This window comes from Sphingosinicella sp. SM1-17 (assembly GCF_056821765.1).
Genome location: NZ_JBPDIO010000001.1, coordinates 985,827 through 1,002,944, shown reverse-complemented (window position 1 = coordinate 1,002,944; position 17,118 = coordinate 985,827). Strand labels below are relative to the sequence as shown.

19 protein-coding genes and 1 tRNA gene are annotated in these 17,118 nt (G+C 65.8%); 12 read left to right on the top strand and 8 right to left on the bottom strand.

All coding sequences use genetic code 11. From position 1 onward, the window contains the following. Window positions 1-39 precede the first annotated feature (39 nt). From hemC to ACRYLT_RS05075, 3 genes are read left to right on the top strand one after another with little or no spacing between them, the layout of a single operon-like run. The gene (gene hemC, locus ACRYLT_RS05085) at window positions 40-936 is read left to right on the top strand and encodes a hydroxymethylbilane synthase (RefSeq protein ID WP_482663020.1); all 897 of its coding nucleotides are present in this window, start codon (window positions 40-42) and stop codon (window positions 934-936) included. Next, window positions 933-1,616: a uroporphyrinogen-III synthase gene (locus ACRYLT_RS05080; RefSeq protein WP_482663019.1), complete on the top strand. Its 684-nt coding sequence runs from the start codon at window positions 933-935 to the stop codon at window positions 1,614-1,616. Before hemC ends, ACRYLT_RS05080 begins: the two co-directional genes overlap by 4 nt. Further along, window positions 1,613-2,572, top strand: coding sequence for a hypothetical protein (locus ACRYLT_RS05075; protein WP_482663018.1), 960 nt, complete (start codon window positions 1,613-1,615; stop codon window positions 2,570-2,572). The genes ACRYLT_RS05080 and ACRYLT_RS05075 overlap by 4 nt, the downstream gene beginning before the upstream one ends. On the opposite strand, the gene ACRYLT_RS05070 is transcribed toward ACRYLT_RS05075, so the two are convergent. Continuing rightward, window positions 2,569-3,300: a metallophosphoesterase family protein gene (locus ACRYLT_RS05070; protein ID WP_482663017.1), complete on the bottom strand. Its 732-nt coding sequence runs from the start codon at window positions 3,298-3,300 to the stop codon at window positions 2,569-2,571. The two genes, ACRYLT_RS05075 and ACRYLT_RS05070, sit on opposite strands and share 4 nt — an antisense overlap. Then, window positions 3,281-4,072 (bottom strand): nucleotidyltransferase family protein, encoded by a 792-nt coding sequence (locus ACRYLT_RS05065; RefSeq protein ID WP_482663016.1) that lies wholly within the window; start codon window positions 4,070-4,072, stop codon window positions 3,281-3,283. The genes ACRYLT_RS05070 and ACRYLT_RS05065 overlap by 20 nt, the downstream gene beginning before the upstream one ends. Before the next feature lie 66 nt (window positions 4,073-4,138). Between ACRYLT_RS05065 and ACRYLT_RS05060 the strand changes: the two genes are divergently transcribed. Continuing rightward, window positions 4,139-4,837 carry an alpha/beta fold hydrolase gene (locus tag ACRYLT_RS05060; RefSeq protein ID WP_482663015.1) on the top strand — a complete coding sequence of 233 codons (699 nt, stop codon included), beginning with the start codon at window positions 4,139-4,141 and terminating at the stop codon, window positions 4,835-4,837. Between the two features lie 21 nt (window positions 4,838-4,858). On the opposite strand, the gene ACRYLT_RS05055 is transcribed toward ACRYLT_RS05060, so the two are convergent. Further along, window positions 4,859-5,362 carry an FKBP-type peptidyl-prolyl cis-trans isomerase gene (locus ACRYLT_RS05055; protein WP_482663014.1) on the bottom strand — a complete coding sequence of 168 codons (504 nt, stop codon included), beginning with the start codon at window positions 5,360-5,362 and terminating at the stop codon, window positions 4,859-4,861. 28 nt (window positions 5,363-5,390) lie between these two features. Then, a tRNA-Gly gene (locus ACRYLT_RS05050) sits at window positions 5,391-5,465 on the bottom strand. Between the two features lie 321 nt (window positions 5,466-5,786). On the opposite strand from ACRYLT_RS05050, the gene ACRYLT_RS05045 reads away from it, so the two are divergent. From ACRYLT_RS05045 to ACRYLT_RS05035, 3 genes are read left to right on the top strand one after another with little or no spacing between them, the layout of a single operon-like run. Next, on the top strand, window positions 5,787-6,695 hold the full coding sequence (locus ACRYLT_RS05045; protein WP_482663013.1) for a tetratricopeptide repeat protein: 909 nt from the start codon (window positions 5,787-5,789) through the stop codon (window positions 6,693-6,695). 1 nt (window position 6,696) lies between these two features. Continuing rightward, window positions 6,697-7,326 carry an LON peptidase substrate-binding domain-containing protein gene (locus tag ACRYLT_RS05040; protein ID WP_482663012.1) on the top strand — a complete coding sequence of 210 codons (630 nt, stop codon included), beginning with the start codon at window positions 6,697-6,699 and terminating at the stop codon, window positions 7,324-7,326. Further along, the gene (locus ACRYLT_RS05035) at window positions 7,323-7,496 is read left to right on the top strand and encodes a Trm112 family protein (protein WP_482663011.1); all 174 of its coding nucleotides are present in this window, start codon (window positions 7,323-7,325) and stop codon (window positions 7,494-7,496) included. Before ACRYLT_RS05040 ends, ACRYLT_RS05035 begins: the two co-directional genes overlap by 4 nt. 106 nt (window positions 7,497-7,602) lie before the next feature. Here ACRYLT_RS05035 and ACRYLT_RS05030 read toward each other — a convergent pair whose 3' ends face one another. Continuing rightward, window positions 7,603-8,823 (bottom strand): FAD-dependent monooxygenase, encoded by a 1,221-nt coding sequence (locus ACRYLT_RS05030; RefSeq protein ID WP_482663010.1) that lies wholly within the window; start codon window positions 8,821-8,823, stop codon window positions 7,603-7,605. Window positions 8,824-8,952: 129 nt separating this feature from the next. Between ACRYLT_RS05030 and ACRYLT_RS05025 the strand changes: the two genes are divergently transcribed. The 4 genes from ACRYLT_RS05025 to ribA all read left to right on the top strand — a co-directional run bounded on the left by ACRYLT_RS05025 (window position 8,953) and on the right by ribA (window position 14,038). After that, window positions 8,953-11,241 carry a DNA translocase FtsK gene (locus ACRYLT_RS05025; protein ID WP_482663009.1) on the top strand — a complete coding sequence of 763 codons (2,289 nt, stop codon included), beginning with the start codon at window positions 8,953-8,955 and terminating at the stop codon, window positions 11,239-11,241. 105 nt (window positions 11,242-11,346) lie between these two features. Beyond that, window positions 11,347-11,973 carry a LolA family protein gene (locus ACRYLT_RS05020; RefSeq protein ID WP_482663008.1) on the top strand — a complete coding sequence of 209 codons (627 nt, stop codon included), beginning with the start codon at window positions 11,347-11,349 and terminating at the stop codon, window positions 11,971-11,973. 227 nt (window positions 11,974-12,200) lie between these two features. Beyond that, entirely contained in the window at window positions 12,201-12,995 is a 795-nt protein-coding gene (locus ACRYLT_RS05015; protein ID WP_482663007.1) for an exodeoxyribonuclease III, read from the top strand. Next, complete coding sequence (gene ribA / locus ACRYLT_RS05010) at window positions 12,992-14,038, top strand: GTP cyclohydrolase II (RefSeq protein WP_482663006.1); 1,047 nt, start codon at window positions 12,992-12,994, stop codon at window positions 14,036-14,038. The genes ACRYLT_RS05015 and ribA overlap by 4 nt, the downstream gene beginning before the upstream one ends. 58 nt (window positions 14,039-14,096) lie before the next feature. On the opposite strand, the gene ACRYLT_RS05005 is transcribed toward ribA, so the two are convergent. Further along, window positions 14,097-14,759: an HAD family hydrolase gene (locus ACRYLT_RS05005; protein WP_482663005.1), complete on the bottom strand. Its 663-nt coding sequence runs from the start codon at window positions 14,757-14,759 to the stop codon at window positions 14,097-14,099. A 296-nt stretch (window positions 14,760-15,055) separates the two neighbouring features. Beyond that, the gene (locus ACRYLT_RS05000) at window positions 15,056-15,769 is read right to left on the bottom strand and encodes a YggS family pyridoxal phosphate-dependent enzyme (protein WP_482663004.1); all 714 of its coding nucleotides are present in this window, start codon (window positions 15,767-15,769) and stop codon (window positions 15,056-15,058) included. A 22-nt stretch (window positions 15,770-15,791) separates the two neighbouring features. On the opposite strand from ACRYLT_RS05000, the gene ACRYLT_RS04995 reads away from it, so the two are divergent. Beyond that, on the top strand, window positions 15,792-16,313 hold the full coding sequence (locus ACRYLT_RS04995) for a thiamine phosphate synthase (RefSeq protein WP_482663003.1): 522 nt from the start codon (window positions 15,792-15,794) through the stop codon (window positions 16,311-16,313). Here the strand turns inward: ACRYLT_RS04995 and ACRYLT_RS04990 are convergent. Continuing rightward, the gene (locus tag ACRYLT_RS04990; protein WP_482663002.1) at window positions 16,310-17,038 is read right to left on the bottom strand and encodes a hypothetical protein; all 729 of its coding nucleotides are present in this window, start codon (window positions 17,036-17,038) and stop codon (window positions 16,310-16,312) included. The genes ACRYLT_RS04995 and ACRYLT_RS04990 overlap by 4 nt on opposite strands. Between the last annotated feature and the right edge of the window lie 80 nt (window positions 17,039-17,118).

Below are 17,118 nucleotides of genomic sequence, written 5' to 3'. Positions count from 1 at the left end.
CTTCCCTGCCATTCCCCCAGCGGCTAGCACAAGCGCCGCATGCCCACGCCCTTATCCCGACCCCTGCGCATCGGCACTCGCGGCTCACCCCTGGCGCTCGCCCAAGCCGATATGGTTGCCGACGCCCTCCGCTCGGCCCATGGCTGGGACCAAGATGCGGTCGAGATCGTCCCGATCACCACGACCGGAGACGTAATCCAGGATCGTCCGCTCGCAGAGGTCGGTGGAAAGGCCTTGTGGACGAAGGAGCTGGACCGGTGCCTGGTTGACGGTCGAACCGATCTTTCCGTCCATTCGATGAAGGATGTGGAGACCATCCGGCCGGACAGTCTGATCATCGCGGCGATGCTGCCGCGGGCCGATCCGCGTGACCGGCTGGTCGGCGCGACCAGCGTCGAGGCTCTTCCGCCGGGAGCCCGGGTAGGAACGTCCTCCCCGCGCCGCCGCGCCCAGTTGCTGGCGCGTCGACCCGATCTCGACATCGTCACCATCCGCGGAAACGTTCAGACGCGCCTTGCGAAGCTGGAGCGAGGCGAGGCCGACGCCACGTTGCTGGCCGCAGCCGGGCTCGACCGGCTCCGGATCGACGTGGGCGTGCCGGTGGACCTGCTTCCCGCACCGGCTCAAGGTGCGGTCGGAGTCGAGGTGCTGGCCGGAAACAGGGACGTCGGCCGGCTCGTCGAAGCGATCGATCATCGCCACACCCACTCATGTGTCGACTCGGAACGCGCTTTCCTTCTGGCACTGGGTGGCGGCTGTCGCTCGGCGGTGGCCGCCCAGGCCCGCTGCGACGGGGAAGAAACCTGGCTCCGAGCGGAGATACTCGATCCGGATGGCCGCGAGGTCCGGGCCGGCGAAGACGACCAACCCGGGCGGCTGGCCCGCCGGCTGCTGGAACAGGCCAGCCCCGCACTTCGCTCGATGTTCGAGGGATGACCAAAATCCTGATCCTCCGGCCGCAGCCGGACGCCGACCGCACCGCTGAACGCGCGTCGGCGATCGGCCTTGATCCGGTGGTCGCTCCGCTCTTCACCTTGAGGCCGATCGACTGGGTGCCGCCGCCACTCGACCAGTTCGACGCGGTCATGCTGACGAGCGCCAATGCGGTGCGGTTCGCCGGCCGGGGCTTGACGCCATTCCGTCGCCTGCCCTGCTATGCTGTTGGACAGCGCAGTGCAGCTGCGGCCAAGGCCTTCGGCTTCGGTGAGATCCGCGTCGGCTCCGGCGACGGCGCGATGCTGCTGGAGATGATGGCCGGCGACGGAATCGGGCGCGTCTTCCACCCTTGCGGGCGCGACCATGTCGAACTGTCCCGTCCGGGAGTCCAGGTCGCCCGTGTTCCGGTCTACAGCGCGGATGCCGGGGATCGACTTCCCGAACAGGCCCGGCGCGCGGTCGAGGAAGGAGTGGTCGCGCTGATCCACTCGCCGCGTGCGGCGGCCATCTTCGGCCAGCTCGTCGGAGACCGACGATCCGGGGTGCGGATCGTCGCCATCAGCCCTTCGGCAGCAGCCGCCGCCGGGACGGGCTGGCGTTCGACCGAGGCAGCCGAAGCTCCGTGCGACCTCGCGATGCTGGAGCTTGCTTCCAAGCTGTGCCAGAACGGCGGCGAATGAACGGCGAATACGAGCCTCTGGAAACTCAAGCGATGCCTCGGCGGCGCTCTCCGCTCATCTATATTCTCTTGGCCCTGCTCTTCTTCCTGCTCGGCCTGGCGGCAATGGGCTGGGCGCTGACGCGCTGGGATGTCGCCGCCAGCTGGCTTGGGCTCCAGAGCAGGACCGAGGCTGCGCCTGCTCCGGTCCAGCCGGAGGAAGCTCAGCCGCAAGGCTTGCCTGAACCCACCAATCAGCCGTCGCAACAGGTCACCGCACAGGTGCCGGCGCCATCGGAAGGCCCGACGGAGCCGCAGCGTATCGTCATCGATCCGGAAATCACTCGGCGGGTGACTCAGCTGGAGCAGAGGATCGCGCAGATCGACACCCAGTCGCGCGCCGCGGTCGGCAATGCCGATCGCGCCGAGGGACTGCTCGTCGCCTTCGCGGCTCGGCGGGCGCTCGATCGCGGTGTGCCGCTCGGCTATCTGGAGGCCCTGCTTCGCCAGCGTTTCGCGGCCACTCAGCCGCAGGCGGTCGGAACGATCATCAGCGCGGCTCGCGAGCCGGTGACCCTTCAGGATCTCCAGGAGGGGCTGCAGGAAGTCGCGCCTCAGCTGACCGGAGCGGGACCGCAGCAGAATTGGTGGAAAGCACTTCGCTCGGAACTCGGCAATCTCGTCACCGTGCGTCGTGAGGGCACCCCGTCTCCGGAGCCGCGCGAGCGGCTGCGCCGGGCCACTCGGCGACTGGAGGCCGGACAGGTCGACGTCGCTCTCGCCGAAGTCTTGCGGCTGCCGGGGCGGGAGAATGCCCGGGAATGGATCGCCGACGCGCGCCGCTACGTGATTGCCCGCCGTGCCCTGGACGCAATCGAAACGGCAGCCTTGTTGGAGCCGCGAACGGGCCGGAGTTCGTCGACCTCCGCTCCCTCGCCGGAGGCGGCGCCCCAGCCCCAGCCTCAGCCCCAGCCCTAGACTTCGATCAGGGCGTAGGGCCTCGACAGCTCGGCCTCGGCGACCATGATCGCGCAATTGTAGACCGGCGTCCCCCGCGGCGTGCGCCCCCGGTGGCGCCCGCGATGAGCGTGGCCGTGAACGACCGCTCGAACATTCTCGAAGCGGTCGATCGCATCGGCGAGCCGGGAACAGCCCAGGAAGGGGTAGATTTCCAGCGGCTCGCCTTCGACCGTGTCCGCCACCGGAGAATAATGGAGCACGGCGACCGTCCGGTCGGTGCGGAGCGTTCGCAACGCATTTTCGAGCTTGCGAGCCTCATCGAGTGCCGCATCGACGAATTGCTTGATGGGAGCTTCGCCGAAAGCGCCGAGTTCGCCCCGGCCGAAGCCTCCAAGGAAGCCTTTCACGCCGGCGAAGCCGACGCCCAGTATCTCCACCGCCTGTTCGCCCAGGACGGTCACTCCGGCGCCGTGGAGGATCTTCGCCACCTCTTCAGCCTGGCCACACTCATAGTCATGGTTGCCAAGCACGGCGACGGTCGGGATCGTGCAATGCCTCAGATCCTCGGCGAGGATTTCCGCCTCGCGCAGCTTGCCGAAATTGGTAAGGTCGCCGCAGAGCGCAAGCACGTCCGCTTCCGCCGAGATTTCGGCGAACAGGTCGCGGTAGCGATGCTCGCTGGTCTCGGTGACATGGAGGTCGCCGACCGCCGCGAGCGTGATGGTGTCACTTGTGGTTTCGTTCATGCTTTTCTTCGATCCCCTTGCCGACGACGTCGGCAAAGCCCCATTCGGCAATGTCGGTGATATAGTCCCGAGGACTGAACAATCGTCCGCGGCAGATCCTCATCTGGGCCGCCGGCATCTGCGCCTGCGCCTGCAGTCTCTCCATCAACTCGTCGAAGAGCCAGCGCGGAATGCAGTCCCGCTCGGTGGGATAGATGAACCTGAAATTGAGGAGATGGATCAGCAGCACCTCCCAATAGAGTTCCATCGCATTGAGCAGTCGGTGCCAGTCGATCTCCTCATGCTTTTTCAGAATGACATGGGCGACATCCGCGCCGTCATACCGGTACCGGTCCTGGAGAAAGAGCTTGGACAGGATGAACTCGGTCGGAGGAGTGATCCGGACGGTCGTTCCGTACACCTCGACCTCGTAGACCTCCCTGAACCATTCGTCGGTGATCGGAATGCTCGCGGTCGAAATGTTGTAGATGACGTCGAAGAAATTATCGTCGCGCCAGACTTTGCCGATCCAGCGTTCGTCCTCGATCTCGATCCGGTAACCCTGGCTCTTGAAGAAGCTCAGGATCTTGGGAGCGTCCGACGGCTTGCAGAATATGTCGAGGTCCTTGGTGGGACGGGTGATGCCGGTATAGCATGACAAGGCATAGGTGCCCGACAGGAGGAAACGGTACTGGGTGTCCGACAGCATTCTCAGACTCTCGACATAGAAGTCGACGGCCTCGGGCGGCGGCTCGAAGACCGACGCGTCTAACGTCTCGAGTTGAACGCTCATGGCCGCCAAACGGCGGATCAGCGCAAAGCGTTCCGCTGCCGTCCCAACGCCGAAGGAGCTGACGAAATGGAATCCTTGCCGACCGTCCTCATCCCGGGCCTGTTCCTCACTCCGCGCTTCTACGCCGGTCAGCTTCCCGCGCTTTGGCAATTCGGCCCCGTAAGCGTGGCCGACCACCGGCGCGACGCCAGCATGAAAGGCCTCGCCCGGAGGATCCTAGCCGACGCGCCACCACGATTCGCCCTTCTTGGTCTCTCGATGGGAGGCTATCTCGCGTTCGAGATCATGCGCCAGGCGCCGGAGCGCGTGGCCAGGCTCGCCTTGCTCGACACCTCGGCTCGACCCGACCTCCCGGAGCAGACGAAGATCCGCGGCGAGCAGATCGAAGCCGCGCGCTCCGGCCGCTACCTCGAGGTGATCGACACCTTGTTCCCGCGGCTGGTCCACGAGTCGCGCGTGAATGACGAAGAACTGCGCCGGCTTGTCCGGCAGATGGCGGAGGAAACCGGTGCCGAAGCCTTCGTCCGCCAGCAAATGGCGATCATCGGGCGTCCCGACTCGCGTCCGGACCTTGGCGGGATTCGCTGCCCCACCCTCGTGCTGGTAGGAGAAGGCGACCAGGTCACCCCGCCCGAACGTGCCCGGGAGATGGCCGAATCTATCCCCGATTGCCGGCTCGTGATTGTGCCCGGGAGCGGTCACCTGTCGGCGATCGAGAAGCCCGCGGAAGTGACGGCGGCCCTGGTCCAGTGGCTGGGAGCGTGAACCGCCCCCGGCAGGGGAACTCTATTGCTGCGGCGGGAGGAGCTGCGGCGGAGCGGCGCCGCCGACGTCGACGAGGGTGACGATGAAATCGAGTTCGGCGTTTGGCGGAATGACTCCGCCGGCGCCCTGCTCGCCATAGCCGAGCTGCGGCGGGATTCGCAGCCTGTAGCGCCCGCCGCGATTCATCAGCAGCAGCCCTTCGTTGAACCCGGGGATCAGCTGGCCGACGACCATCTGCACTGGCTCACTGCTCGAATCGAACATCGTCCCGTCGGCGAGGCGCCCCTCATATGTGACGAGTACCGGCTGCCCCATCTGGGGCCGTGGGCCGTTGCCGGGCGAGAGAGTCTCGAAGCGAAGCCCGGAATCGGTGGTGACCGACCGAGGGGAAGGGGCGTTGAGCTCGGCCTGACGAGCGGAGTCCACTTCGTTGGCCATGTCGGCAAGCCGCTCCGAATCGGACGGGCCGCAGCCCGCCATCGCGAGCAAGGCGCCGGCGAGCGCAAGTGACGCAGATCTTTTCATGGCAGTCGCCCGACCTGGAGAAAGGAACTGGAGCGGGCGAAGGGATTCGAACCCTCGACCCCAACCTTGGCAAGGTTGTGCTCTACCCCTGAGCTACGCCCGCTCTCGGCGGAACCGGGCTGACCGGTCCGGGTAAGGCGGCGGCTGCTAGCATGGGAGTCCCGCGCCCGCAAGCCCGTCCTCCCGGCTCCTGCTTCGGGTTGGTCGAGCACCCTCCAGGCGGGCTTGGCAGACACCGCCGCCATCCCACATAGAGCCTGCGATTGGCTGAGGTCGAAGCGCCCACGCGCTTCGGCGACGGCGAGAATCAGGCTCTCGACTATCTCGAGGCCAAGTATATTGAGGCCAGAATACTCATCTCGGCCGATTGGCCTGGGACGATTCTGTCCTCGGGCAACAGACAAATGCTTCGGAGACGATAGAAGTGGCGACATTGGGCTTGAGCGCAGCCGACCGCGAGGCGGTGGAAAAATTCCGTCGGGACGTGGTCGAACCCAGCATGACTTCGCTGGTTATCGTCGACTTCTGGGCGGAATGGTGCGGTCCGTGCAAGCAACTCACTCCGGTGCTCGAAAAGGTTGCGGCGGACTATGCGAATCGCGGCGTGAAGCTGGTCAAGATCAACGTCGACGAGGACAAGTTCATCGCCGCCCAGTTCCGGATCCAGTCGATACCCACCGTCTACGCGCTGTTCCAGGGTCAGCCCGTCGCCGACCTGTCGTCGGCTCGAACCGAAGGCCAGCTATCCCGGACGCTCGACCAGATCCTCGCACAGCTTCCGATCCAGGGCGAAGCGCAGCAGGTGGAGCAAGAGGTCGAGCCGCTGATTGCGATGGGAGAAGACGTGCTCGAGGGCGGCGATGCCGCGCGGGCCGAGAACATCTTCCATCAGATCATGGAAATGGCGCCCGAGCATCCGGAGGTGATTTCCGGCCTCGCCCGAGCGCTGATCGCGCAACGCAAGCTGGACGAGGCTCGAAGCCTGCTCGACGGCGCCCCGGAAAAGGCCGCCAAGGACCCGGCCCTCGGCCGCGCACGTTCTGCTCTGGCTCTGGCCGAAATCGCTCCGGCCGCCGAATCGTCGGATCTGGAAGCGCGAGTCGCGGCCGACCCGGAGGATCTCGACGCCCGCTTCGAACTTGCGGGGGCGCTGATGGGCCGCGGCGAGCGCGATCGGGCTGCCGACGAGCTGCTCGAGATCGTTCGGCGCGATCGCGAGTGGAATGAGGGTGCGGCGCGGATTCGCCTGCTCCAGCTGCTCGAAGCCGTCGGACTGGAAGATCCCTGGGCCGCGCAGCAACGCCGACGGCTTTCCGCCATCCTGTTCGGCTGAGATGAATCCCGCGCTCCTCCGGCTTCCCATCTTTCCGCTCGCTGGAGCCATTCTCTTCCCTCGAAGTCAGCTTCCGCTCCACATCTTCGAGCCGCGCTACCAGGCCATGGTTCGCGATGCCCTGGCCAGCAATCGGCTGATCGCGATGGTTCAGCCGCGCACCAGCGAAGAACCGCCCCCTTTGTTCGACATCGGCTGCATTGGCCGGATCTCGGCGTGCGACGAACTGGAGGACGGACGGTTCAACATCGTTCTGGAGGGGTTGAGCCGGTTTCGTGTCGCACGCGAAGCCGAAGTCGCGACGCCCTACCGCCAGGTCGACGCCGACCGGCAGGGGTTCGACGAAGACCCTGACCCGGTTCTCGGTCTCGCCCAGCGGGCGGAAGTCGAGCGCGAAGCCCGCGCTTATGCCGAATCGCTGGGCTATGGAGTCGACTGGGATTCGGTCGCCCGGCTGGATGACGAGATGCTCGTGAACAGCATCTGCCAGATCGCCCCGCTCGATATCGGATCCAAGCAGGCGCTTCTGGAGGCGCCGGACCTCGCCTGCCGCGCCGACCTGCTCGTCCAGTTCATGCAGTTCCAGCGCATGGCGCCCGGCGGCGCCGATGGTCCGGAGACCCTGCAATGAGTCTCGATCCGGAATTGCTCCGGATACTCGTCTGTCCGGTCACGCGTACCCCCTTGCGCTATGACGAGGTGAGGCAGGAGCTTGTTTCGGAAGCCGCCGGGCTCGCCTTCCCGATCCGGAACGGAACTCCGGTCATGCTGGTGGAGAAGGCGCGGTCGTTGCGGCCATGAGCGACGGCGCGCCCCGTCGCGTTCGGGCCGGCACCTTCTTCATGTCACGCGGCTCGCGGGTTGAGGAGACGGTCGTGAGACAGACTGGCGAAACGGTCAGCACGCGCTAGATCGGCAGTCCACGGAGCAGCAGTGGCAGGTCGCCCGTCTCCCCGCGGGCCTCCGCCATCAGGCGGTTCTTCAGTGGGCCGATCCGCTGCACCGCACCCATGCCGAAGCGACGGATGGCCGAAGCGGCGCGCCCCGGCACTCCGTAGAGACGCGTCAGTCCGTCGGTGGCGAAGGCAACCATGAACGTATCCAGGCTTCGCCAGCGCCGGTAGCGATCGAGAAGCTGCGCATCGCCGAGGTCCATGCCGAGCCGAGCGCCTTCGACAAGCACTTCGGCGAGAGCCGCGGCATCCCGGAAGCCCAGGTTCAGACCCTGCCCGGCAATCGGATGGATCCCATGCGCGGCATCCCCGACCAGGGCGAGCCGCTCCGCAGTAATCTGGGCGGCATGGTGGAAGCCGAGCCGGTAGCTCCAGCGGGGGCCGGCGAGCGAGACATCACCGAGGAAGCCCCCCATTCGCTTGCGGATCTCATGCGCGATCGCCCGGTCCGGCAGATCGAGAATCGCCGGAGCATCGTCGGCGGAGACCGACCAGACGATCGCCGAACGCTGCCGACCATCCTCGGCGGAAAGCATCGGCAGGATTGCGAACGGCCCTTCCGGGTAGAAGATTTCATAGGCGACATTCTCGTGCCATCGCTCATGCGCCACGGTCGCGACGATCGCGACATGGTCGTAGCTCCAGCGAGCGATCGGAATATTTGCCGCTTCCCGGATCGGCGAGTTGCGACCTTCCGCGCCGACGAGGAGGGGCGCAGCCGCCAGGCGCCCGTCCTCCAACGCCACGCGAACGCCATTGCCGTCGCGGACGATCTCACCCGGGCGGGAAGGCATCAGCAGCTTCACCCCGTCGGCCGCAATGGCGCAGTCGCGCAACGCCGCTCGAAGCAGCCGATTTTCGAACATCCTTCCCAGCGGATCGTCGTCGGGATCCGGATCGAACAGGATGGCCCCCGACTTGAGCCCGTCGCTCACCCGAATCGATTCGATCGGACAGCCCTTGCCGCTCAGGCGATCACCGATTCCGATCGCTTGAAGCATTCGCCAGGAGGAGCTCGAAACTGCCGTGGCTCGGCCGTCATATTGGGGCGTCAGCTGGGATTGCGGATCCGCCGGATCGATGACGATGCTGGTCAGCCCATGCCGGTCCAGCGCGATGGCGAGCGTCAGGCCGACCAGGCCGCCGCCGAGGATGATCACGTCAGCGCGGTCCATTTTCCCGCTGTAGCGATGCAAGGCTGCAACGCCAAGCGCTTGACCGGTGTCTCCGCCGAAGCGCATTAGAGGCAGGGGAACATTTGGGGCACGGGAATGGCGACAGCAACAGCGCAGAAGGCACCGGCCATGAGCCGGATGGCGCGATGGCGCGAATCGCTTCGCTCGGCAGCCCGGCGCTCCGGTGCCTTTGTCGGCGGTCTGGCGCTGAGCCTCGGAGCGCTGTTCGCACTCGTGGCGATGCTCAGCTATCGGCCGAGCGATCCGTCGCTCAACACCGCCTCCGGCGGGCCGGTCGGAAACTGGATGGGCGAAATCGGTGCCTGGACGGCCGACCTGATCCTGAGCCTGATGGGACCGCCGGGCGGATTGATCCTGCCGCTTCTGTTCGTGATCGGGCTCAGGCTCATTCGCGGCGTAGAGCCGGGAAGATGGCTTCGCTCGCTCGTCCTGACGGTGCTGGGTATCTCGCTCATCGGTGCAGCCGCCGGTCTGCTGGTCGGCGGAGCGGTGAGCGGTCTTCCTGCGGGATGGGGAGGGGCGATCGGTCTTGGTCTCGGCAATCTGGCCGAGATCGGGCTGGCCGCGCTGGGCGACCAGGGCATCGTCGAACCATTCCGGATCGCCGCGGTGGCACTTGCGGCGGCGGGCGGGTTGGCTTTCTGCCTCGCCGGACTTGGACTGTCGGTGGAAGAGCGACGCTGGCTTGCCAGTCGCCGCCTTCCGCAGCGGCAGTTTGTGGAGGATGAACCGGAACGGCCGGAGCCCCAGCAACGTCCGGCACGGACTCCCGTGGTCGCTCCGGCGGAGTCTCGAGCGCCGGTCATTGCCGAGCGTTCGCGCCCGAGCGAAGCCCCGCGAAGACCGCTCCGCGAGCGGCAGCCCTCGCTCGCCCTCGGCGACAGTTTCGCGCTGCCGTCGATCGATCTGCTCAACCCGGCGCCGCCGCCGGCCAATGTCGCGCTCGACAAGGCGGCGCTGGAACGCAACGCCCGCCTGCTCGAATCGGTGCTCGAGGACTTTTCCGTCAAAGGCGAGATCGTCGAAGTCCGTCCCGGACCGGTAGTGACGATGTACGAGCTCGAGCCGGCAAGCGGAATCAAGGCCAGCCGAGTCATCCAGCTTGCCGACGATATCGCCCGCAACATGTCGGCCCTTTCGGCCCGAGTGGCGACCATCCCCGGCCGAAGCGTGATCGGAATCGAGCTGCCCAATGCCAAGCGCGAGATGGTCAGCTTCTCGGAACTGGTGGCCAGTCCGGCCTTCGAGGACCATGTTGCCCAGCTGCCGATCATCCTGGGGAAGAATATCGCCGGCGATCCGGTGGTCGCCGACCTCGCGCCGATGCCGCACCTGCTGGTGGCCGGCACGACCGGCTCGGGCAAGTCGGTCGGCCTCAACTGCATGATCCTGTCACTGCTGTACCGACTGACCCCGGAGCAGTGCAAAATGATCCTGATCGATCCGAAGATGCTCGAACTGAGCGTTTACGACGACATCCCGCATCTGCTTGCGCCTGTTGTCACCGAGCCAGGAAAGGCTGTCCGGGCGCTCAAATGGACCGTGGAGCAGATGGAAGAGCGCTATCGGATGATGGCCTCGGTGGGGGTCCGCCAGCTTTCCAGCTTCAATGCCAAGGTGCGCGAAGCCAAGATGAAGGGGCAGCCGCTCGGACGACGGGTGCAGACCGGCTACGATCCCGAGACCGGGCAGCCCCGCTACGAGATGGAAGAGCTCGAATATGAGGTTCTGCCGCAGATCGTCGTCGTCGTCGACGAGCTTGCGGATTTGATGATGACCGCCGGGAAGGAAGTCGAGTTCCTGATCCAGCGCCTCGCCCAGAAGGCGCGCGCGGCCGGAATTCACCTGATCATGGCGACCCAGCGCCCTTCGGTCGACGTCATCACCGGGGTCATCAAGGCCAACCTGCCGACCCGAATTTCGTTCGCCGTCACTTCAAAGATCGATTCACGAACCATCCTCGGCGAACAGGGGGCAGAGCAGCTGCTCGGCAAGGGCGACATGCTCTACATGCCCGGCGGCAAACAGATCGCCCGAGTGCACGGCCCCTTCGTCAGCGACGAGGAGGTGCGCGCCGTTGCGGATCACTGGCGCGGGCAGGGAGCGCCCGATTATATCCAGGCGGTCACCGAAGAGCCCGAGGATGGCGGCTACATGTTCGAAGGCCAGCCCGTCGGCGAGGACGACGCCGAAACCCAGCTGTTCCGCAAGGCGGTGCAGGTCGTAGCCGAGAGCCAGAAGGCATCGACCTCCTATCTGCAACGCCAGCTTCGCGTCGGATATAATAACGCGGCGCGGCTGATCGAACGGATGGAAAAGGAAGGCTTCGTGAGCGCGCCCGATCATGTTGGCCGACGCGAGGTTCTTATCGATCCCGAAGGTCGACCGATCGCCTGAGGCCATCCCCGGACCCCTGACCTGCGGGAACCCCCGGGTTCACTGGGCATTCAAGCCCGCGACGCCATATCCGGCGCAACATCTGCCGAATTTGGAGGAATGAACATGCTGCGTTTCAGCGCACTCGCACTGGCGACCGTACCGATCGGCGTTGCCGTGCTGGCCCCGGCGCCGGTCGTCGCGCAGTCGAACCAGGGTCTGTCACAGGTGCAGGCCCATCTCCGCGCCGTCAACACGATGACCGCTGCTTTCACCCAGACCGGGCGGGGCGGCCAGACTCTTCGCGGGTCGCTCGCGATCAAGCGCCCTGGCAAGATCCGGTTCGACTATGGCCGGAGCGCCAACATGCTCGTGGTAGGCGACGGCCGGGCCCTCGCCTTCGTCGATTATGACGTCAATCAGGTCCAGCGCTGGCCGATCGGGGATTCGCCGCTTTCCGTCCTGCTCAATCCGAGCCAGGATCTCAGTCGCTTTGCCCGTGTGGTGCGGAACGACGATCAGGTCCTGATGATCGAGGCCCGCGATCCGCGCAGGCGCGAGTTCGGAACGATCACCATTGCCTTCGCCAAGGTTCCCGGAGCTCCAGCCGGGCTGACCCTGCAGGGTTGGAACACGGTCGATGCGCAGAACAACCTGACCAGCGTCAGGCTGTCCAATCAGCGCTTCAACGTCGCCGTCGCCGACAACCTGTTCACTTATCGCGATCCCCGGCGTCGCGGGCCTCGCGGCTAGGCGAATTGTTCATCGAGGCGACAGGTGCTCACTATTAGATAGTGATTTGCAATTGCGGAGCGGGCTTTCGGGTTTTCCCCCTGTTGCCCGGATTACCGCTCCGCGATTGACCTCGCGTGAGAACGCTTGGTAGGCCTCCGCTCCACGCCCCCGGAGCGGGGGCCTTTCCGTTTCCGCGACGGACCCCGTCATCGACACTCAGGATTCCTGCCGTTAAGCCCGCGCCAATGCCCTCGACCCTCAAAATCGCCTCCTGGAATATCAACAGCATTCGCGCTCGGGTGGAGATCGTCGAAAAGTTCCTGATCGAAGAGAGCCCCGACATTCTCTGCCTGCAGGAAACGAAGGTCCGCGATTCCGACTTTCCCGAAGGCCTGTTCCGCCGCCTCGGCTACAACCACATCATCATCTGCGGTCAGCAGATGCATCACGGGGTCGCCATTGCGAGTCGAGTGCCGATTCGCGAGGATGAGCGTCTCGACTGGCAGGCCAATGGCGAAGCTCGCCACGTGGGCGTCCGGCTGGACTGCGGGATTCGCCTCGAAAATGTCTACGTTCCGGCCGGCGGTGACGTTCCCGACCGAAACCAGAACCCGAAATTCGGCCAGAAGCTCGACTTCATCGAGCGGATGACCCGCTGGTCGGAAGCCTGTGCCTGCCCGACCATCATCGTTGGCGACTTCAACGTGGCGCCCCTCGAATGCGACGTGTGGAGCCACAAGCAGCTCCTCAATGTCGTCAGCCATACGCCCGTCGAAGTTGAAGCGCTCACCCGTCTTCAGCAAAGCAACGACTGGGTCGATCTCGGCCGGCAGTTCGTGCCGGCGCCGCAGCGCCTGTTCACCTGGTGGAGCTATCGCTCTCCGGATTGGACCAAGAATGACCGCGGCCGGCGCCTCGACCATATGTGGGCCACGAAGGACGTTGCGGCCCTCGCCAGGAGCCATCAAGTCTTTGAACCCTGCCGCAACTGGACGCGGCCCTCGGATCATGTGCCGCTCATGACGGAATTCGAAATTTGAACGGCGCGCGGGAGGTTGCCCGCGCGATCGACGCCCTCCGCCGCGGCTGGCCGGTGGCGGTGGACGATATCCGCTTCCTTGCGATCGAAACGGCCGGCGACGAGGCCCTTGCCGAATTCGATGGCGATCGAAGGGCCGACATCCTGATTTCCGGCAACCGCGCCGTCACCCTGAAGCTGACCAACCAGCGCGAAGCGCTTCCCACCGATCCGGTGCTGATCCGGCGCAGTTCCTGGATCGACCTGGCGACGGCAGCGGCGATTGCCGATCCGGCCCTCGATCTCGCAAATCCGCTGAAAGGACCGTTTCAAACGGCACCGCTCTGCTCGCCCCCGACGGCGCGCGCGGCCCTTCGGCTTGCTCGGCTCGCCGGTCTCCTGCCGGCGGTCTTCACGCGCCGGACGGGCGGTGCCGAAGCCAGCGTCTCGGCGAGTGACGTCATGGCGTTCGGCCGGGGCGACGACCTGCGGATCGTCTCGCGTGCGCGACTGCCGACTCGCTTCGCCGAGCGGTCGGACATCGTCGCCTTCCGGTCGGACGGCGATACGGCCGAGCACGTTGCGCTGGTGCTCGGCGAGCCTTCGGATTCGCCGCCCCTCGTCAGGGTGCACAGCGAGTGCCTCACCGGCGATGCGCTGGGTTCGCTGAAATGCGATTGCGGTCCCCAGCTGGCCGACGCGCTCGCTTCCATCGCCGGCTCGGGATGGGGCATTCTGCTCTATCTGCGCCAGGAGGGTCGCGGCATCGGGCTGGTCAACAAGCTGAGGGCCTATGCGCTCCAGGACCAGGGCTTCGACACCGTGGACGCCAATCTCCGGCTGGGCTTTGACGACGACGAGCGAAACTTTGCCGTCGCTGCCCGAATGCTGGAAAAGCTCGGACGAAGTCGGGTGAGGCTGCTCACCAACAATCCGCGAAAGGTGGAGGCCCTTGAAGCCGAGGGTGTTTCAGTCGTCGAGCGGGTGCCTTTGAAGATCGATCCGGGCGAGCATAATCGCGCCTATCTGGCGACCAAACGGGATCGCAGCGGACATCAGCTTTGACGGGGCGTAGCGTCGGCTTTGCCCCTGATCGCGCCCTTTACCGGCTCCGCGATCGCGCTCAGAAGATCAGCGTCGCCACCTCGTCGAAATTGTGGGCGATCGATCGAACGCCGAGCGAGCGTAGCCGATCGGCGTGGCCCGGCAGGCAATGCTGTCCGGCACATAGTCCGATGACGTCCGCTCCCGATTTGAGCGCGCCCTGCACGCCCACGGGCGAGTCTTCGATGATCACCGTGCGACCGATGTCGACGCCAAGCGAGGCCGCGGCGTGGAGATACAGGTCCGGCGCGGGCTTGCCGCGTTCAACATGCTCGCGGCCGCTGAATATCTTGTCCCCGAAATGGTGGCTCAGCCCGAGATGGTCGAGGTGGCGCTCGATCCATCGCACGGAGCTGGAGGAGGCGATCGCCCGAGGAAGGCCGGGAGGCAGGCTCTCGATGAAGGCGATCGCTCCGGCGACGGCTTCGACGCCCTCGGCGAGAACTCGGGCATCTTCCCGTGCCCGGGCAACATGGAAATCCTCGGGGAGCGTGCGGCCGATCCAGCGCTCGATCGCCTCGAGAAAGTCGCGTCCCGACAGTCCCATGAAGTTGTTCATCGATTCCTCGACGCTGGTCGGATGCCCGATCGCGGTGAGATATTCGGCGATCTGCCTGTTGCCGACGAACTCGCTTTCGATCAGCACCCCGTCGAAGTCGAAGATGATCGCGTCGTACCTCATCGGTCCCCCGGACCGATGATCAGTGGGTAGACGCGATCGTCGTACCTCATCGGTCCCCCGGACCGATGATCAGTGGGTAGACGCGATCGTCGTACCTCATCGGTCCCCCGGACCGATGATCAGTGGGTAGACGCGATCGTCGTACCTCATCGGTCCCCCGGACCGATGATCAGTGGGTAGACGCGATCGTCGTACCTCATCGGTCCCCCGGACCGATGATCAGTGGGTAGACGCGATCGTCGTACCTCATCGGTCCCCCGGACCGATGATCAGCGGGTAGACGCGATCGTCGTACCTCATGGGTTCTCCGGGGCGATGGGGCTGGCGTCCGCAGCCTCATCAGCTGCCGTCGGTCGCACTCCGAACAGGGCCGTCCCGACACGCACGTGAGTGGCGCCGACCATGACGGCCGTTTCATAGTCGCTCGACATGCCCATCGACAGGCCAGTGACGTCATGGCGCCGCGCGAGCTTCGCGAGCAAAGCGAAATAGGGGGCCGGCTCGACATCGGCAGGTGGGATGCACATCAGGCCTGCGACGGGCAGTCCGGCCGAGCGCGCTTCCACCATCAGCTTCGGAAGGTCGGCGACGGCGCAGCCGCCCTTCTGCGGCTCGTCACCGATATTCACCTGGATGAAGCAGTCGGGTCGTCGATCGGCCCGCTCCATGGCCTTGGCGAGGGCCGCCACGACGGAAGGGCGATCGACCGAGTGGATGGCATCGAACAGGCCGACGGCCTCCTCAGCCTTGTTCGACTGGAGCTGGCCGACGAGGTGGAGGCGGATGTCAGGAAAGCGCTTTCGGAGTTCCGGCCATTTCGCGCTGGCCTCCTGGACGCGGTTTTCTCCGAAATGGCGCTGGCCGGCGACGACGAGCGGCTCGATCGCGTCCGCTCCAAAGGTTTTGGAGACGGCGATCAAGGTCACCTCGCCAGCTTGCCGACCGGCAAGCCTTGCCGCTTTCGCAATGCTCGACCGTACCTGCGCGAGCCTTTCCGATGCTTCGTCCATCGCGCTTGCTATAGGAAGGGGCATGCTCCGCCGCCAGCACCTCCCGCGTCGATGGCTGATGACCGACGAACGACTGGGCAACCGACTGTTCCAAGCGATCGAACGGCTGCCGAGCGGCTCTGGAATCGTCTTTCGTCATTATCGACTCGCCGAGGCCGAGCGACGGCAATTGTTCGAACGCGTGAAGCAGGCTGCCCGCCAGCGGGGGCATCTCCTTCTCCTCGCCGGCTCTTCGGCGCAGGCTCAGGCCTGGGGCGCACATGGCAGCCATGGCCGTGGGCGGGGTTTCGGCCTTCGCACGGCGCCCGCCCATTGTGCCCGGGAAATCCGAGCCGCTGAGCGCGCCGGGGCCGCTCTTCTCTTTCTCTCACCGGTATTCGCCACCCGAAGCCACCCCGACGGCAGACCTCTGGGTCCGGCGCGCTTCGCGATCTTGGCGCGGCAAACGCGTCTGCCGGTGGTTGCGCTCGGGGGTTTGAACGAGGCCCGCTGCCGGGTCCTTCGGGACGCTTATGGTTGGGCGGGAATCGACGCCTGGCTTTAGAAGCGGAAGGCGGTCCCAATATAGACGGCCTGGCTGTCGCGGCGCTCGTCACGGGTCATGGCGTCGAGCCGGTCTCGGGAGATCCGGTAGCGGGCGCCGGCGGTCACATCGACGTTGCGCGCAATCGAGAAGGCGCCACCGACGTCGAGCGAATAAGCTTCGTCCTCGGTGAGCAGTCGCTGGGTGCCTTCCGCGCGTTCCGCAGCCACGGCCACTCGGCCGGTAAGGCGGTTGTCGGCGCGATAGCTCATGCCGACCTGGGCAGATTGCCGGCGGCCCGGCACGGTGCCGCCCTCCGCCTCCACGACATCGCCGGAAATGGCGAAGCGCCGCCAGCCGAGCGATGCTCCGAGGCTGTACGAGCTTGGCGTGATCGGAGTCACCGGCGATGCCGAGGAAGCGCTCACGACTCCACGAACCGCCTCGGCCGGCGTATTCGCCCGGGCCCGGATCGCCACTCGAACGGCTCGGCTCCGCTCAGGCGCCGTTGTCGCTGGAGTGAAGCGAAGCCCGGAGCCGAGGGAAGAGCCCCGGCGGGCGAGAAAGGCCGCGAGCCGCGGGTCCGACACCGCTGGAGTGAAGGCGCCCACCGGACGCGAATTGGCGCTCGGCAGCGGGCGCGACCTCGAATTCTGCTGGGCGTCGGCAGGCAGAGCGGGGGCGAGCATCAGCGTCATCGCCATCAGCGACGCGCCGGCTGCCACTGCAATTGCCCGAATCCTCATCAAGACTCGCCAGTCCTCCCCACTGCCCAAGGATTTAGTACGACTCTCAACCTATTCCTAGCGAAGCCGGCCGAAGTAAC

Excerpts from the sequence above, each read along its gene's own strand:
- ACRYLT_RS05070 (WP_482663017.1), bottom strand. The coding sequence starts at position 3,300 with ATGAACGAAACCACAAGTGACACCATCACGCTCGCGGCGGTCGGCGAC.
- ACRYLT_RS05060 (WP_482663015.1), top strand. The coding sequence starts at position 4,139 with ATGGAATCCTTGCCGACCGTCCTCATCCCGGGCCTGTTCCTCACTCCG.
- ACRYLT_RS05020 (WP_482663008.1), top strand. The coding sequence starts at position 11,347 with ATGCTGCGTTTCAGCGCACTCGCACTGGCGACCGTACCGATCGGCGTT.
- ACRYLT_RS05065 (WP_482663016.1), bottom strand. The coding sequence starts at position 4,072 with ATGAGCGTTCAACTCGAGACGTTAGACGCGTCGGTCTTCGAGCCGCCG.
- ACRYLT_RS05005 (WP_482663005.1), bottom strand. The coding sequence starts at position 14,759 with ATGAGGTACGACGCGATCATCTTCGACTTCGACGGGGTGCTGATCGAA.
- ACRYLT_RS05025 (WP_482663009.1), top strand. The coding sequence starts at position 8,953 with ATGAGCCGGATGGCGCGATGGCGCGAATCGCTTCGCTCGGCAGCCCGG.
- ACRYLT_RS05030 (WP_482663010.1), bottom strand. The coding sequence starts at position 8,823 with ATGGACCGCGCTGACGTGATCATCCTCGGCGGCGGCCTGGTCGGCCTG.
- ACRYLT_RS05080 (WP_482663019.1), top strand. The coding sequence starts at position 933 with ATGACCAAAATCCTGATCCTCCGGCCGCAGCCGGACGCCGACCGCACC.
- hemC (WP_482663020.1), top strand. The coding sequence starts at position 40 with ATGCCCACGCCCTTATCCCGACCCCTGCGCATCGGCACTCGCGGCTCA.
- ACRYLT_RS05000 (WP_482663004.1), bottom strand. The coding sequence starts at position 15,769 with ATGGACGAAGCATCGGAAAGGCTCGCGCAGGTACGGTCGAGCATTGCG.
- ACRYLT_RS05075 (WP_482663018.1), top strand. The coding sequence starts at position 1,613 with ATGAACGGCGAATACGAGCCTCTGGAAACTCAAGCGATGCCTCGGCGG.
- ACRYLT_RS05055 (WP_482663014.1), bottom strand. The coding sequence starts at position 5,362 with ATGAAAAGATCTGCGTCACTTGCGCTCGCCGGCGCCTTGCTCGCGATG.
- ACRYLT_RS04995 (WP_482663003.1), top strand. The coding sequence starts at position 15,792 with ATGCTCCGCCGCCAGCACCTCCCGCGTCGATGGCTGATGACCGACGAA.
- ACRYLT_RS05035 (WP_482663011.1), top strand. The coding sequence starts at position 7,323 with ATGAGTCTCGATCCGGAATTGCTCCGGATACTCGTCTGTCCGGTCACG.
- ACRYLT_RS05040 (WP_482663012.1), top strand. The coding sequence starts at position 6,697 with ATGAATCCCGCGCTCCTCCGGCTTCCCATCTTTCCGCTCGCTGGAGCC.
- ACRYLT_RS05015 (WP_482663007.1), top strand. The coding sequence starts at position 12,201 with ATGCCCTCGACCCTCAAAATCGCCTCCTGGAATATCAACAGCATTCGC.
- ACRYLT_RS04990 (WP_482663002.1), bottom strand. The coding sequence starts at position 17,038 with ATGAGGATTCGGGCAATTGCAGTGGCAGCCGGCGCGTCGCTGATGGCG.